General features: G+C 62.7%; 15 protein-coding genes. 8 read left to right on the top strand and 7 right to left on the bottom strand.

The window, feature by feature from the left end:
• Nucleotides 1-144: 144 nt before the first annotated feature.
• Nucleotides 145-534: a DUF779 domain-containing protein gene (locus tag NCS28_RS25750; protein WP_250516607.1), complete on the top strand. Its 390-nt coding sequence runs from the start codon at nt 145-147 to the stop codon at nt 532-534.
• A 4-nt stretch (nt 535-538) separates the two neighbouring features.
• Here the strand turns inward: NCS28_RS25750 and NCS28_RS25755 are convergent, their stop codons facing one another.
• The 5 genes from NCS28_RS25755 to NCS28_RS25775 form a co-directional block, all read right to left on the bottom strand.
• Entirely contained in the window at nt 539-1,318 is a 780-nt protein-coding gene (locus NCS28_RS25755; RefSeq protein WP_250516873.1) for an enoyl-CoA hydratase, read from the bottom strand.
• A 20-nt stretch (nt 1,319-1,338) separates the two neighbouring features.
• Nucleotides 1,339-2,982, bottom strand: coding sequence for an acyl-CoA synthetase (locus NCS28_RS25760; RefSeq protein WP_250516608.1), 1,644 nt, complete (start codon nt 2,980-2,982; stop codon nt 1,339-1,341).
• A 93-nt stretch (nt 2,983-3,075) separates the two neighbouring features.
• Nucleotides 3,076-3,711, bottom strand: a complete 636-nt coding sequence (locus NCS28_RS25765; RefSeq protein WP_250516609.1) for a glutathione S-transferase family protein — start codon at nt 3,709-3,711, stop codon at nt 3,076-3,078.
• Between the two features lie 16 nt (nt 3,712-3,727).
• Nucleotides 3,728-4,354, bottom strand: a complete 627-nt coding sequence (locus NCS28_RS25770) for a glutathione S-transferase family protein (RefSeq protein ID WP_250516610.1) — start codon at nt 4,352-4,354, stop codon at nt 3,728-3,730.
• Between the two features lie 120 nt (nt 4,355-4,474).
• A complete protein-coding gene (locus tag NCS28_RS25775; protein ID WP_250516611.1) occupies nt 4,475-5,254 on the bottom strand; it encodes an NAD(P)H-dependent oxidoreductase in 780 nt (259 codons plus the stop codon).
• 92 nt (nt 5,255-5,346) lie between these two features.
• Here NCS28_RS25775 and NCS28_RS25780 point away from each other — a divergent pair, with 92 nt between their 5' ends.
• The 6 genes from NCS28_RS25780 (at nt 5,347) to NCS28_RS25805 (ending at nt 12,410) form a co-directional block, all read left to right on the top strand.
• A complete protein-coding gene (locus tag NCS28_RS25780) occupies nt 5,347-6,243 on the top strand; it encodes a LysR family transcriptional regulator (protein ID WP_250516612.1) in 897 nt (298 codons plus the stop codon).
• A gap of 196 nt (nt 6,244-6,439) precedes the next feature.
• Nucleotides 6,440-7,678 (top strand): ABC transporter substrate-binding protein, encoded by a 1,239-nt coding sequence (locus NCS28_RS25785; protein ID WP_250516613.1) that lies wholly within the window; start codon nt 6,440-6,442, stop codon nt 7,676-7,678.
• 101 nt (nt 7,679-7,779) lie between these two features.
• A complete protein-coding gene (locus tag NCS28_RS25790) occupies nt 7,780-8,655 on the top strand; it encodes a branched-chain amino acid ABC transporter permease (protein ID WP_250516614.1) in 876 nt (291 codons plus the stop codon).
• 2 nt (nt 8,656-8,657) lie between these two features.
• Complete coding sequence (locus tag NCS28_RS25795; protein WP_250516615.1) at nt 8,658-9,584, top strand: branched-chain amino acid ABC transporter permease; 927 nt, start codon at nt 8,658-8,660, stop codon at nt 9,582-9,584.
• On the top strand, nt 9,581-11,086 hold the full coding sequence (locus NCS28_RS25800) for an ATP-binding cassette domain-containing protein (protein WP_250516616.1): 1,506 nt from the start codon (nt 9,581-9,583) through the stop codon (nt 11,084-11,086). The genes NCS28_RS25795 and NCS28_RS25800 overlap by 4 nt, the downstream gene beginning before the upstream one ends.
• Nucleotides 11,087-11,273: 187 nt before the next feature.
• A complete protein-coding gene (locus NCS28_RS25805) occupies nt 11,274-12,410 on the top strand; it encodes a porin (RefSeq protein ID WP_250516617.1) in 1,137 nt (378 codons plus the stop codon).
• Nucleotides 12,411-12,417: 7 nt separating this feature from the next.
• Here the strand turns inward: NCS28_RS25805 and NCS28_RS25810 are convergent, their stop codons facing one another.
• Entirely contained in the window at nt 12,418-13,443 is a 1,026-nt protein-coding gene (locus NCS28_RS25810) for an aldose epimerase family protein (protein ID WP_250516618.1), read from the bottom strand.
• 13 nt (nt 13,444-13,456) lie between these two features.
• A complete protein-coding gene (locus NCS28_RS25815; RefSeq protein ID WP_250516619.1) occupies nt 13,457-14,131 on the bottom strand; it encodes an HAD family hydrolase in 675 nt (224 codons plus the stop codon).
• Nucleotides 14,132-14,288: 157 nt separating this feature from the next.
• On the opposite strand from NCS28_RS25815, the gene NCS28_RS25820 reads away from it, so the two are divergent.
• Complete coding sequence (locus NCS28_RS25820; protein WP_250516620.1) at nt 14,289-15,407, top strand: 3-deoxy-7-phosphoheptulonate synthase; 1,119 nt, start codon at nt 14,289-14,291, stop codon at nt 15,405-15,407.
• Nucleotides 15,408-15,500: the final 93 nt, after the last annotated feature.

A 15,500-nucleotide genomic window follows, 5' to 3' on the forward strand; every position in this document is an offset into this window, starting at 1 on the left:
TGAGAATAACATTATGATGCTCTATCACTATCAGCAGAGTATGAAGTTGCTCTTAAGAAATAGCGAAAACCCGGTGGGATTCTTCAAAAGCCAGGGGGGCCGCCGCCCTTGCCGGCGGCGGCCGACTCGAACGACGGGGACATCATGAGCGAACAGGAAGTGCTGCGCGTGACCGCGACGCCCGCCGCGATCGACTTGATCGAAAAGCTCAAGAGCGAGCACGGCGAGGTGCTGTTCCATCAATCCGGCGGATGCTGCGACGGCAGCGCGCCGATGTGCTTTCCGGTCAGGGAATTCATGGTCGGCGGATCGGACGTGAAGCTCGGCGCGATCGGCGGCGTGCCGTTCTACATGACCGAATCGCAGTACGCGTACTGGCAGCATACGCAACTCATCATCGATGCCGTGCCGGGCAACGGCGGCATGTTTTCGCTGGAGCGTCCGTCGGGTTTGCGCTTTCTCACGCGCTCGCGCTTATACAGCGATGAAGAGAACGCGTGGCTGGAAAAGCATCCGGTCGAGCATGTGAGCTAAGCGTTCAATCCCATTGCGGCGGACGCTTCTCGATGAACGCCTGCGTGCCTTCGAGCGTGGCGTCTTGCATCATGTTGCAGGCCATTGTTTCCGATGCGAGTGCGTATGCCGCTTCGATGCCGGATTCGAGTTGCCGATAGAACAAACCCTTGCCCGCCGCGACCGCTTCGCGCGGCTTGGCGGCGATGGCCGCGGCAAGCGTGCGCACGGCATCGTCGAGTTCGCCTGGCGATGCAACGCGATTCACGAGGCCGCGTTCGCGCGCGGTGGCCGCATCGATGAACTCGCCGGTGACGAGCATTTCGAACGCGGCCTTGCGCGATACGTTGCGCGACAGCGCCACGCTCGGCGTCGCGCAGAAAAGCCCGAGATTCACGCCCGATACGGCGAAACGCGCTTCGCTCGATGCCACCGCGAGATCGCACATCGCGACCAGCTGACAGCCCGCCGCGGTCGCAACGCCGTGCGCGCGCGCGATCACCGCTTGCGGCATGCGCTGGATCGTCAGCATCATGCGCGAGCAGCGCGCGAAAAGCTCGCGATAGTAATCGAGCGCGGGTTCCGCGCGCATCTCTTTCAGATCGTGGCCCGCGCAGAACGCGCGCCCCGCGCCCGCGAGCACGACGACACGCGCATCCGATTCGGCGATGTCCGTAAGCGCGCGTTCGAGCGCTTCGAGCAGCGCTTGCGATAACGCGTTGAACGCATCGGGCCGATTCAGTGTGAGCTTGACGACGCCTTTGATGTCATACGCATCGCGTTCGATCAGAACGAGTTCGCTCATGCTCATGCTCATGCTCTCCTTCAGACATCGATTGCGGCGACCGAACCCGCGCGCTTGCGCAGTTCGAACTTCTGGATCTTGCCGGTAGACGTTTTCGGCAACTCGCAGAACTCGATCGCGCGCGGCACCTTGAAGCCCGCGAGATGCTTCTTGCAATGCGCGATCAAATCCTCGGCGCTGACTTGCGCGCCCGACTTCAGTTCGACGAACGCGCACGGCGTTTCGCCCCAGCGCGCATCCGGCTTCGCGACGACGGCCACCGCGAGCACGGCCGGATGCCGGTACAGCACATCCTCCACTTCGATGCTCGATATGTTCTCGCCACCCGAGATGATGATGTCCTTGCTGCGATCCTTGATGCGCACATAGCCGTCGGGATACGCGACCGCGAGATCGCCCGTATGGAACCAGCCGCCGCGAAACGCTTCTTCCGTCGCAGCCGGATTCTTGAGATAGCCCTTCATCGCGATGTTGCCGCGGAACATGATCTCGCCGATGGTCTCGCCATCCGATGGCACGAGTTCCATCGACATTGGATCGCGCACGGTCACCGCATCCTGCAAGTGATAGCGCACGCCTTGCCGCGCATTGAGCCGTGCGCGTTCGCCGATATCGAGCGCGCTCCATTCGGCCTGCTGCGGACAAACCGTGGCCGGCCCATAGACCTCGGTGAGCCCGTAGACGTGGGTCAGCTCGAAGCCCATGCGCTCCATGCCTTCGATCATCGCGGCGGGCGGCGCGGCGCCCGCGACCATCGCGTGAACCTTCTGCTCGATGCCGGCCTTCATCTCGTCGGGTGCGTTGACGAGCAGGTTCTGCACGATCGGCGCACCGCAGTAATGCGTGACGCGTTCGTTGCGGATCAGATCGAAGATGGCCTTCGCATCGACGCGGCGCAGGCACACGTTCACGCCCGCGCGCGCAGCGACGGTCCACGGAAAGCACCAGCCGTTGCAATGGAACATCGGCAGCGTCCACAAGTACACGGCGTGCTTCGGCATGTCCCATTCGAGAATATTGCTGACCGCGTTCGTGTACGCACCGCGATGGTGATAGACGACGCCCTTCGGATTGCCCGTCGTCCCCGACGTGTAGTTCAGACAGATGGCGTTCCATTCGTCCGATGGCGGCGACCATTCGTATGCGGGATCGCCGCTCGCGAGCAGCGCTTCGTATTCGATTTCGCCGATGCGCTCGCCCGCGCCCGTGTATTGCGGATCATCGACGTCGATGACGAGCACGTCTTGCGGCACGTCTTTCAGCGCTTTACGCATGACGTCGGAGAACTCGCGATCGACGAGCACCGCCTTCGCTTCGCCGTGCGTGAGCATGAATGCGAGCGTGGGGGCGTCGAGCCGCGTGTTGAGCGTGTTGAGCACGGCGCCGGTCATCGGCACGCCGAAGTGCGCTTCGACCATTTCGGGCGTGTTCGGCAGCATCGCGGCGACGGTATCGCCCAAGCCGATGCCGCGCGCCGCGAGCGCCGACGCGAGCCGCCGCGTGCGCGCGTAGGTATCGGCCCAGTTGCGCCGTACATCGCCATGCACGATCGCGGGGCGCGCCGGATATACCGACGCCGCGCGTTCGATGAACATGAGCGGCGTCAGCGCCGCGAAATTGGCGGCCGTTTTGGGAAGGCCATCGTCGTACATGCCGGCTGTCATCGTCGTCTCCTGTGCGCGCATTTCGATGCGCTTGCTTCGATTATGCGCGCGAGACTTACACACGTCTGACGCTGGCGCTTCGATCCGATTCCGTCAGACGAGATCGTCCAGCTTCACCTCGAAGCCGCGTTTGACGGCCGGGCGCGCGAGCAGCGCTTCATACCAGCGCTCGACGTTGGGATAATCGTCGAGCGAAACCTGATGACGTTCGTGCCGCCACGCCCAGCCGAGAATCGCGAAATCGGCAACCGACAACGCGCCCGCCACATACTCCACTTGCGCGAGACGCTTGTCGAGCACGCCGTACAGACGACGCGTTTCATCGGAATAGCGCTTCAGTCCATAGCGCCGATCGCTTTGCGCCTCGACCATGCGGAAGTGATGGACCTGTCCCGGCATCGGGCCGAAGCCGCCCATCTGCCACATCAGCCATTCGAGCACGGGCACGCGCTCACGCAGATTCGCGGGCAGGAATTTGCCGGTCTTCTCGCCGAGATAAAGCAGGATCGCGCCGGATTCGAAGATGCTGATCGGCCGGCCGTCGGGACCGTCCGGATCGACGATCGCCGGAATGCGGTTGTTCGGGCTGATGCGCAGAAAGTCGGGTGCGTGCTGCTCGCCCTTCGTGATGTTCACGGTCTTCACGGCGTAGGGCAGTTGCATTTCTTCCAGCGCGACGCTGATCTTGCGTCCGTTGGGCGTGTCCCAGGCATGCAGTTCGATGGTCATGACGATGCGCCCCCGTTCAGGTCAAAGCAGGCGACACATGACGCTGAAAGCCCGTGCGCTGCGTGATGCCCACGTACCAGCGTTCGAGCTCGGGAAGCGCGGGCCGCACGAGTTCGGCGATGCCGAACCAGCGGCGCGCATAGGCGGCGATGACGATATCGGCGAGCGTGAACGTGTTGCCTTCGAGATAGTCGCGGCCTTTCAGATGGGCATCGATGACGCGCCAGAGCTTCTCCACTTCGCTCGCGGCGGCGGCGAGTTGCTCGGCGTCTCGATCCGCCGCGCTCGTGCGGACATAGCCCCAGAAGAGAGGACGCTCGGCCGGTTGCAGCGTGGAAAGCGTCCAGTCGAGCCAGCGATCCGCGCTGGCCCGGACCTTCGGCTCGGCGGGGTAGAGCGTGCTGGCCGCGCCGTATTGCATCGCGAGATAACGGATGATCGAGTTCGATTCCCACAACACGAAATCGCCGTCGACCAGCGTGGGCACACGGCCCATGGGGTTCATCTCGAGATAGCCGGGTTCGTTGGTCCGACCGAATTGCAGGCCCGCGTCGATGCGCTCGTACGCGAGGCCTAGTTCATCGCAGCACCACAGCACTTTCTGCACGTTGACAGAGTTGGCTCTGCCCCAGATCGTCAGCATTTTCGATGTCATCCTTCGGTTTGTGTCGCGTTTGCGCGTTGAAGGGTCAATCTTAGAGCGAGTTTTGCTGCGTTGGGTTTTTTTGGTCGCCGGGATCCGTCGAAAGCCTATCGACCTTGACTAGCAGTCGATGTGCGCGCCGAAGCCCATCTGCCCCACCGCGAGTTCATCGCGCAGCGTGAGATGAGGAATCGCATAATCGCCGTGATTCTGCTTGCGAAAGGCGATGGGCGCGTCGTCCCAGAGACGGTCCAGCCGCTGTCCGAGCTTACCGTAAGTCGCATCGAGACGCGCGCCGTCCATCGTGCTCGTGTGATAGACAACGAACGGCGGCAACACATCGAAACCGGGATAAAACAGCACGCCATGCTGGATCGGAAACAGGATATCGTCGATCGGTCCATTGATGCCGCGCGGACTGTAATGCGATTCCCAGCCGCCGGTCGTCACGACGATCATCGCGCGCTTGCCCGCCATCGTGCCTTCGCCGTAGCGATCGCCCCAGTGCGTGTCCGAATGCTCGCCCACGCCGTAACCGAATCCATACGCATACACGCGTTCGACCCAGCCCTTCATGATCGCGGGCATCGAGAACCACCACATCGGGAATTGCAGGATGAGGGCATCGGCCCAGCGCAGCTTGTCCTGCTCGATCTCGATGTCGCGACTTTGCAGGCCGTTCTCGAATGCGTGCTTCGAATCGAGGCTCGCGTGAAACGGCGCGTCGCTGTTGCGCTCGCGAATGTCGTTCGCATCGAGCGAGGCTTTCCAGTTCATCGCGTAAAGGTCGGAGACTTGCACGTCGTGGCCGTTGGCGCGCAGACGCTCGACGGCGAAATCATTGATGGCACCGTTGAGCGAGCGGCGTTCGGGATGGGCATACACGATCAGCACTTTCATCAAGCATTCTCCGGTTCGATACATAAGTGGAGGCCAGATTAAAGATCGAACGGGTATATTGGAAATGAATATCCGACATTGCTGGCATTGCCATGAATAATATCTTGCGAAGACTCGATCTCAATCTGCTCGTCACGCTCGATGTCCTGCTCGCCGAGCAGAACGTCACGCGCGCAGCCGAACGTCTTCATTTCTCGCAGCCGTCCGTGAGCGTGCATCTCGCCAAGCTGCGCGATATCTTCGACGATCCCTTGCTGTTGCCCGGACCGCGTGGCATGCGGCCGACGGCGCGCGCCGAAAGTCTGCGCGAGCCCTTGCGCGAAGCGCTGGCGTCGCTCGAACGCGCGGTGTCGCCGGAAGCCGCGTTCGACCCCGCATCCGCCGACAATACATGGCGCATCGCCGCCACCGACTACACCGAATCGACCGTGCTGCTGCCCGCGTTGAGCGGCTTGCGCGCGGCCGCGCCGCATACGCGCATCGCGGTGCTGGAGATCATGCCGCCGCGGCTCGTGAAGCAGGCGGAGAATGGAGAGATCGATCTCGCGTTTCACATCGCATCGCCCGAAACGGCCGGCTTTCATCAGCAAGCGCTCTTCACGGAGAGCTATGTGCTCGTGGGGCGCAAAGATCATCCGCGATTGAAGCGGCGGCCGACGCTCGCGCAATTCTGCGCGCTGGAACACGTGATCGTGTCGCCCGACGGCGGCGGTTTCTTCGGCCCCACGGATGCCGCGCTCGCGGCGCTCGGCATGAAGCGGCATGTCGCGCTGTCCGTGCCGCACTTTCTGTTCGTGCGTTCCGTGCTCGCGACGACCGATCTCGTTTCCATGCAACCGCTCAGGCTCGCGAAGCACTGGCCCGAGTTGCGCACCGTCGCGCCGCCTGTCGATGTCCCCGGCTACGAGATGTCGATGTACTGGCACGAACGCGTGCATCGCGATCCGGCGCATCGGTGGCTGCGGGACTTCATCGCGCAAGCCGTTTGAAAGCATGGCGAATCATTGATGATCTTTGCGCATGACCGTCTTTATCGTTAGTACCGATTCAGCGCATGAAACGCGAGTGCTACTGTTTGTCGGCAAATCCTTAAATGCTGCATGTGTCTGGCTGGCGTCGCTCCACGATCGATTAGCGATTACAAAGAGGAGACTGATGATGTCCAAGGGCAAGTCGTGGCGTGGAATGAGTACCGTCATCGCAACGGGAACGGTGGCGGCGGGGCTGGGCCTCTCGGCCACGGCGCACGCAGCAGGGGAGCCGATCAAAATCGGCGTCATCAGTGAAGAGTCCGCCGTCGCGGGCGCATCGATCAGCAAGGCCGCGCAACTCGCCGCGGAGGAGATCAACGCCAAGGGCGGCGTCGATGGCCGGCAAATCCAGATCATCGCGTATGACGACCACTCGTCGGCGTCGGACGGCGTGCGCGCGTTTCAGCGTGCGGCGAGCCAGGACAAAGTGGTCGCGATCATCGGCAGCTATATCAGCGAAGTGGCGCTCGCAATGGAGCCGTGGTCCGCGCGCCTGAAGATGCCGTTCATTACGCCGGGCGCGGCGAGCAACGAAATCTCGAAGCGCGTTCACGACGACTACGCCAACTACAAGTACACCTTCCACGGCTGGATGACGTCGGCGTTCATCGCGCAATCGATCTGCGATTTCTCGCATGACGTGCTCGTCGGCGAGTTCAAGATGAAGACGACCGTCGTGATGAGCGAAGACGCCGCGTGGACCAAGCCGCTCGACGAGCGCTACCTCGAATGTCTGCCGAAAGCGGGCCTGAAGGTGCTGGACCACATCCGCTTCAATCCGGATACGTCGGACTTCACGCCGATCTTCAACCAGATCGAAGCGAAGCATCCGGACACGATCACGACGGGCATCAGTCACGTCGGCGTGCAGCCGACCGTGCAATGGCACGATCAGCAAGTACCGATTCCGATGTCCGGCCAGAGTTCGCAGGCCACGACGACGAGCTTCTGGAAAGACACCAACGGCGCGACCGAAGGCGTCATCACCGCATCGGCGGCGGCGCCTGGCGTGGCGATGACGCCGAAGACCATGCCTTTCGTCGAGTCGTACCAGAAGCACTTTGCCGGCGTGTCGCCCGCATATGACGGCTTCACGAGCTATGACCTCGTGTACATCATCGCCGATGCGATTCATCGCAACCAAGGCTCGACCGATCCCGACAAGATGGTCGATGCGCTGGAGAAGACCGACTACGTCGGCACGATCGGGCGCTGGCAGTTCTACGGCAAGAACGATCAGTTCACGCATGCGTTGAAGTACGGTGAAGGCTATATCACCGGCATCAACCTGCAATGGCAGAACGGCAAGCAAGTGGCGATCTGGCCAAAGTCGGTGGCGAACGCGAAGGTCAAGTTTCCGGCCTTCGTGAAGGTGCAGGCGGCCGCCAACTGAACGTGATTGCGAGGCGCGTGCGGTCGGGCATGCGCCTCGCGGCGCATGTTGCGGGGACCGGTTCCACGTAGGCATCGACATAGAAGACGTAAAGGGCCGCCATGTTGCCACTGCAAATTCTCATCGATGGCTTCGCCATCAGTTCGCTCTACGCGCTCGGGGCGATCGGCTTCACGCTGATCTTCGGCGTCTCCGGCGTGCTCAATCTCGCGCACGGCGGCGTGATGCTGATTGCCGCGCTGCTCGGCTGGGCGCTCGCCGGCGAAGCGGGACTGGGCACGTATCTCGGCACGCCGCTCGGCGTCATCTGCGGGATGATCGCCGCGTACATCACGTACTTCATGGTGGTGCGGCCCATTCAGCGCTCCGCCGCGATTCCGCGGGAAGAGAAGGAGATCTTCGTGCTGACGGGCACCTTGCTCTGGGGCATCATGATCCAGCAGGGCATGGCCTATCTCTTCTCCGACAACCCCGTCACGATGCGCCCGTTGATACCCGGCGTCGCGAACGTCGCGGGCGTGCGCGTGCCGTACAACGAGATCATGATCGCCGTCGTGTGCTGGGTCGTGATCGGCTTGTTGTGGCTCTTCGTGAATCGCACGAAAGCGGGCAAGGCGCTGCTCGCGGCATCGATGAACCCGCGCGGACTCACGCTGCTCGGCTTCGAGCTGTCGCACATCTATCTGCTCGCATGGACGCTCTACGGCGTGCTCGCGGGCATCGCGGGCGTGCTGCTCGCGTCGTTTCTCGGCGTGAGCACGAACAACACGGGACAACTTACGGCGAGCGCGTTTTCCATCGTCGTGCTGGGCGGTCTCGGGAGCGTGTCGGGTTCGTTGATGGCCGCGTATGTCGTGGGCTATCTGGAGACCGTCACGGCGTATCTCATCGCGCCGACGTTGCGGCCATTGCCCGCGCTGCTACTGCTCGTGCTCGTCGTATATGTCAGGCCGCAAGGCTTTCTCGGACGGCGCTGATCATGAAAGACATCCTGCGCTCGCGTCTGATCCTTGCCGCGATTCTGCTCGCGATCGTCGCTGCGACGCTGCCGTGGTGGCTCACCGGCTATATCCTCGGCGTGTTGACCGTCGCGTATTACTTCGGCGTCTTCGCAATGTCGTGGGACTTGCTGTTCGGATTCGCCGGCGAGGTCAACTTCGGTCCGACCTTCCTGATCGGCCTCGGCGCGTATTCCGCCGCAATACTGAACGCGCACGCCGCCGCGCCGATACCGATATGCGTGGTGGCGGGTGGCTTCGTCGCGCTCGTCGGCGGCTTGCTGCTCGCGGTGCCCGCGTTGCGGTTGCGCGGGCCGTACTTCGGTCTCGTGACGCTCGTCGCCGTGTTGCTCTTGCAGAACGCGATCGTGATCTTCGCGGGCGTCACGGGCGGCGAGATCGGGATGATGGTGCCCGATGTGATGTCCGTCGATGCCGGCAACAACTACTGGATCGCTCTTGCGTTCCTGATCGTCTGCGCGATCATTTTGTTCGGCCTCTCGCGCTCGGCGATCGGTCTCATTCTGCAGGCGAGCGGGCAGGACACGGTCGGCGCGCAGGCGCTCGGCTTCAATGTCGTGAAGCACAAGCTCGCGGCGTTCTGCATCAGCGCGGTGTTCTCCGGCGTCGCGGGCGCGATGCTCGTGTTCTATCAGGGAACGGCGTCGGTGAGCACGGTGGTCGATATCGGCATCGGCGTGCAGATCATCATCGCGGCCGTGCTCGGCGGACGGCGCACCATACTCGGCGCGGTGCTCGGTTCGATCTTTCTCATCGTCGCGGGTGAGTTCCTGCGTCCGCTCGGGCAGATCAACACGTTCGTGGTCGCCGCCGTCGCGCTCGCTGTCATCCTGTTCTTTCCGGATGGGTTGCTCGGCAACATCCTGCGCGTGAAGGAGCGCGAATGAACGATTCACCTCTGCTCTCCGTGCGTGGTTTGACGAAGCGCTTCGGCGGCCTCGTCGCGGTGAAGGACATCGGCTTCGATATCAGACCCGGCGAGATACTCGGTCTTATCGGTCCGAACGGCTCGGGCAAGTCGACGGTGATGAAGCTCATCATGGGCATCGAGCGGCCCAATGCGGGATCGATCAAGGTCGATGGCGTCGAGATGGCCGGGTGGCTTCCGCATCGCATCGCGCGCGCGGGCGTGGGCATCGTGTTTCAGCATTCGCGGCCCTTGCATCGGCAGACGGTGCTCGAGCACATCAAGCTCGCGCTGCTGCCCGATTCGCTCGTGAAGCTCGCCGCCGATCCGCACGTCAATCGGCGCGCGCGCGAGATCGCGGAGCGTGTGGGTCTCGGCCGCGTGATGCATCGTCATCCGGCGACGCTGCCCTTCGCCGATCTGCGCCGCATGGAGATGGCGAAGGCGATCGCGCGCGATCCGCGCGTCGTGCTCGTCGACGAGCCTTTCGCGGGACTCACCGCGGCCGAGTCGGAGACTTTCTCCGAATTGATCCGCGGCTTTCGCGCGGAAGGGCGCGCGGTGCTGCTCGTCGATCACAACGTGAAGAGCCTCGCGGCGCTCGCGGATCGCGTGCTCGCGATGTATCTCGGCGAGTACGTTGCGGAAGGCACCGCCGACGAAGTGATGCAGAACGAAACCGTGCGGCGCGTGTATCTCGGCGGCAAGATCGAGGCGCGCGAGCGGGGCGCGGAAGTGGTGAACAGCAAGCCCGCGATTCTTCAGATAGACGATATCGGCGTGCTGTACGGCAAGGCGCGCGCGCTCGACAGCGTGAGCATGCATGTGCGCGAAGGCGAGTTCGTGTCGGTCGTGGGATTGAACGGCGCGGGCAAGACGACGCTCTTCAACGCGATCTCCGGACTCGTGCCGTATGCAGGGACCATCCGCTACGGCTCGAAGGATCTGAAGGGCATGAGCGGCGCGTCGATCGCGCGCGCAGGCATCGTGCAATGCCCCGAAACGCGCGAGCTTTTCGCCGATATGACCGTGCGCGAGAACCTCGATCTCGGCGGATACCATCTCTCCGACAAGACACGCGCCGATCAACTGAAGTGGCTCTTCGAACTCTTTCCTATTCTGCAATCGCGTGAGAAGCAGACGGCGCGCACGCTCTCGGGCGGCGAGCAGCAGATGCTCGCTATCGCTCGCGCGCTGATGATGCAGCCGAAGCTTCTCATCCTCGACGAGCCGACGCTCGGCCTCGCGCCGGTGATTCTGGCGCAACTGTCGAAAGCGATGGAACTGATGCAGAAGACCACGCCGATCACCGTGCTGCTCGGCGAGCAGAACGTGACGTTCGCGCTGCCTCATGCGGATCGCGTCTATGTGCTCGAACATGCGCGCATCGTGTGGGAAGGCAGTCCGTCGCGTTTCGAAAAGGAGATGGGGCGCGGCTTTCTCGAAGCGGTGCCGTCGGAGCCGATGCGCGCGAGAGCCTGACACCTTCGCCTGTTGCACAAAAACAGCACACGTACTGCACGAAACCACGCATCGCGCCGATTGATGTGTTAAAAATCCGCGTACTTTCATGCGTCGCGCCGAAGCCGCGTTCATTCAGACAGTGAACTGAAAGGCGACGCATCGAAGTCCCGCAAAAATCGCTAATAAATCGACGCCTCGACACATCATGAAGACAATCACATCGCGCGCCATCGCAGGTATGGGTGCATCGGTCATCGCGCTCGTCTGTCAATCCGCATTCGCGCAAAGCGCGGTCACGCTCTATGGCGTCGCCGACGTCAGCGTGCGTTATCTGACGAACGCCAACGCCAATAACGACGGCAAGGTGTTCATGACCAACGGCGCGATCACCAACAGCCGCATCGGCTTGAAGGGCGAGGAAGATCTCGGCGGCGGCCTGAAGGCGATTTTCCGCCTGGAAAGCGGTGTGGAACTCGAAAACGGCCAATACTCCGACGGCGCGCGCGCATTCAATCGCGCGGCTTACGTCGGTCTGTCGAACCAGTACGGCACGCTGACGCTCGGCCGCCAGAAGACGCCGCTCTTCGACATGCTCGGCGACACGTACGATCCGCTCACCGTCGGCAATTACTTCGAGAACGCATGGCTGCCCGTTGCGCTGGGCGCGGGTCTCTATGCGGATAACGCGGTGAAGTACAACGGCACGTTTGCGGGCCTGACGCTCGGCGCGATGTACTCGTTCGGCACGAACTATACGTCGACGGGCGCGGGCGGCTTCTCGGGCCAAGTGCCGGGCCATATGGGCGCGGGCAACATGTACGGCTTCACGGCGTCGTACGCGATGGGCCCGCTGTCCATCGGCGGCGGCTATCAGCAGAACAGCGACAACGCGTCGAACAAGCAGAAGATCTGGAACGCAAACGCGGTCTATACGCTCGGCGCGGCGAAGCTCTATGTCGGCTATCTGCATTCGACCGACGACACCGGCTTCGTCGACAGCATCCTGCAGCAACGCGGACTCGTGTCGGGCACGGATATCCTGAAGGGTTCGGGCCGCCGCGACGACGGTCCCTTCGCGGGCGTCACGTATCAAGTCACGCCCGCGCTGTTGCTCACGGGCGCGTTCTACTACGACCACATGAAGAACGCGGCCATCGGCGGCGGCGCGACGGGCAGCGGCAATCGCTACACGGGCGTCGCGCTGGCGGAGTATGCGCTGTCCAAGCGCACAGAAGTGTATGGCACCGTCGACTTCAACAAGGTGACGGGCGCGGCGGATGTCGAATTGCCGGGCCGTTCGAATCAGACGGGCGTGTCGATCGGCTTGCGCAACATCTTCTGATCGCGCGTCAGCGCACGCGCAACGTATAGCGCGTGCGCTGACGATACACCGCGTCGGGACGCAGGACGGCGCGCTCGCCGTCCATGTTGATCTCGTCCGGAAAGCCGCCTGCTTCGAGGCACAGTCCCGCATGCTTGCGATAGCGCGAGCCATTGCGCGCGGCCACGCCTTCCAGATAATTCCCCGAATAGAACTGCAAGCCGCGCGCGTCGGTGGCGACGCTCAGTTCGCGTCCGCTCGACGGGTCGAACAGCACGGCGACCGTGCGCGCTTCTTTAGCGTCTTCGTTCAACACATAGCAATGATCGAAGCCGCCCGCGAGCGCGAGTTGCGGATGCGATGCTTCGAGTCGCACGCCGATCGGTGCAGGCTCGCGCAAATCGAAGACGCTGCCGACGACTGCTTCGCGCGCAACGGGAATCGACGTCGCATCGATCGCAAAGTAGGTATCCGATGCAATCGATATCTCATGATCGCGAATGCTCGCGTCATTGCCCAAATTGAAGTACGCATGGTTCGTCAGATTGACGGGCGTCGGCGCATCGGTGCGCGCTTCGTAATCGATGGATAACGTGCCGTCGTCGCCGAGTGCATAGCGCACGGTCACATCGAGATTGCCGGGAAAACCCGCCGCGCCCGCGGGCGAATGCAGCGTCATGACGAGCGCGTGCTCGACCGCTGCCACGCGCCACATCTGACGATGAAAACCCGCCGAACCGCCATGCAGATGATTGTCGCCCTCGTTGCGCTCGACCTGGTGCGTGATGCCATCGAGCACGAAGCGCCCATCGCGGATGCGATTGGCCCAGCGTCCGATGATCGCGCCCATGAATGCGCTGCCGTTCACATAGTCGGCGGGCGTGTCGTGACCGAGCAGCACATCGGCGAAATGGCCTTCACGGTCGGGCGCGAACCATGTGACGAGCGTCGCGCCAAGATCGCTGATCTCGACGCGCATGCCGGATGCATTGCGCAACGTATAGAGATGCGCATCGCCCCAGGGACGAGCGTCGATGAAAGAAGAGGATGTCATGCGCGCGATGATCTCATGGACGCGCCGCGACTTCATCCAGATGCAGCAGCAGATCCGCGGGATCTTCATACACGCGCAACGCGCCCGAGCGCTCCAGCTCATCGCTGCCATATCCGCCCGACAACAGGCCGACGCCGAGCGAGCGGCAACGACGCGCGGCCAGCATGTCCCAGATGCTGTCGCCGACGACGACCGTATGCTCGATCGGCACGTTCAGGCGCGCGGCCGCGGCGAGGAAAAGATCGGGGTCGGGCTTCGCATACTTCACCATGTCGCGCGTGACGACCACTTGCTTCGACGGATCGACGCCCAATGCTTCGAGATTGACCTGTGCGGTTTCCATTCGCCCGCTCGTCGCGATGGCCCATTTCGTTCCTGCCTGCGTCAGCGCTTCGAGCAACTCGCGCGCGCCCGGCAGCGGGCAAACTTGCGGACGCAGCCGCTTATACGCTTCCGCATGCAACTGACGCAGCCGCTCGACGCGATCCGCTGTGATCTCGCCATGCGTTTCGCGCAGCAACTGATTGGTGAAGAGCCCGCCGCTCATGCCGATCTTGCGATGGATGCGCCACACGGACAACTCGATGCCTTCGGCGTCGAGCGCTTCTTTCCACGCGAGTACGTGCTGATAGACGCTATCGACGAGCGTGCCGTCGAGGTCGAAAAGAAATGACGTTTCTATGCGCATGATCTGCTCCCTTTGAATGTGCTCGAGTACGTGGTTGCGACTTCATCATACCCACGCAGATGCGATAATGGATGTTTGCGCCGCGTGCCGGATATCGCGCGGAAAATACGTATAAAGTCCCTGAATTTTGCATCAATTACGCATGACGGAGCCTATCTTGACCCGCATCGACAATCCCTCCCGCGATCAGGAGGCAGGCGTGGCCGACTCCACGCAAGACACGACCCGCATCGACGATACGCGCATCGGCGCCGTGCGTCCGCTGATCTCGCCGGCACTTCTGCTCGACGAACTGCCTGTGACGCCCGGCGTGCAGACGCTCGTCGAAGAAAGCCGCGCGGCTATCGCGAACATCTTGCATGGCCGCGACGACAGGCTCGTCGTGGTCGTCGGTCCGTGCTCCATCCACGATCACGATCAGGCAATGGAATACGCGCAGCGCCTGAAGAAAGTCGCGGACCGGTTGCGCGACGATCTCTTCATCGTGATGCGCGTGTACTTCGAAAAGCCGCGCACGACGGTGGGCTGGAAAGGCTATATCAACGATCCGCGTCTCGACGGAAGCTTTCGCATCAACGAAGGCCTGCGCCGTGCGCGCGAACTTCTGCTCGACTTAAGCGGCCTGGGTCTCCCGACCGCGACCGAGTTTCTCGATCTGTTGAGCCCGCAATACATCGCCGATCTGATCGCGTGGGGCGCGATCGGCGCGCGCACGACCGAGAGTCAGAGTCATCGTCAGCTTGCGTCGGGTCTCTCGTGCCCGATCGGCTTCAAGAACGGCACCGATGGCGGCGTGCAGGTCGCCGCCGACGCGATCGTCGCGGCGCGCGCAAGCCACGCGTTCATGGGCATGACGAAGATGGGCATGGCCGCGATCTTCGAGACGCGCGGCAACGACGACTGCCACGTCATCCTGCGCGGCGGCAAGACGGGTCCGAACTACGACGCGCAAAGCGTCGCGGCGGCGTGCGGCGCATTGGCCACGCTCGGCCAGCGCGAGCAGGTGATGATCGATTGCTCGCATGCCAACTCGAACAAGTCGCATCTGCGCCAGGTGGATGTCGCGCAGGACATCGCGCGGCAACTGGAAGCGGGCGAGCGGCGCATTACCGGCGTGATGATCGAGAGCCATCTGGAAGAGGGCCGTCAGGATCTCAAGCCGGGCGTGCCGCTCAGACACGGCGTGTCGATCACCGATGCGTGCCTCGGCTGGACGCAGAGCGAGCCGGTGCTCGAACTGCTTGCGCAAGCCGTGAGAAAGCGTCGCGCGGGCTGAGCGGCGCAACGTCGAAGAGGGACATGAGTGAAGCGCCAATGAAGCACCAATGAAGTGCAACGCTTCATAAAAGGTTCATTCAAGTTGCCGCAA

It is taken from the genome of Caballeronia sp. INDeC2 (assembly GCF_023631325.1).
GTDB lineage: Bacteria > Pseudomonadota > Gammaproteobacteria > Burkholderiales > Burkholderiaceae > Caballeronia.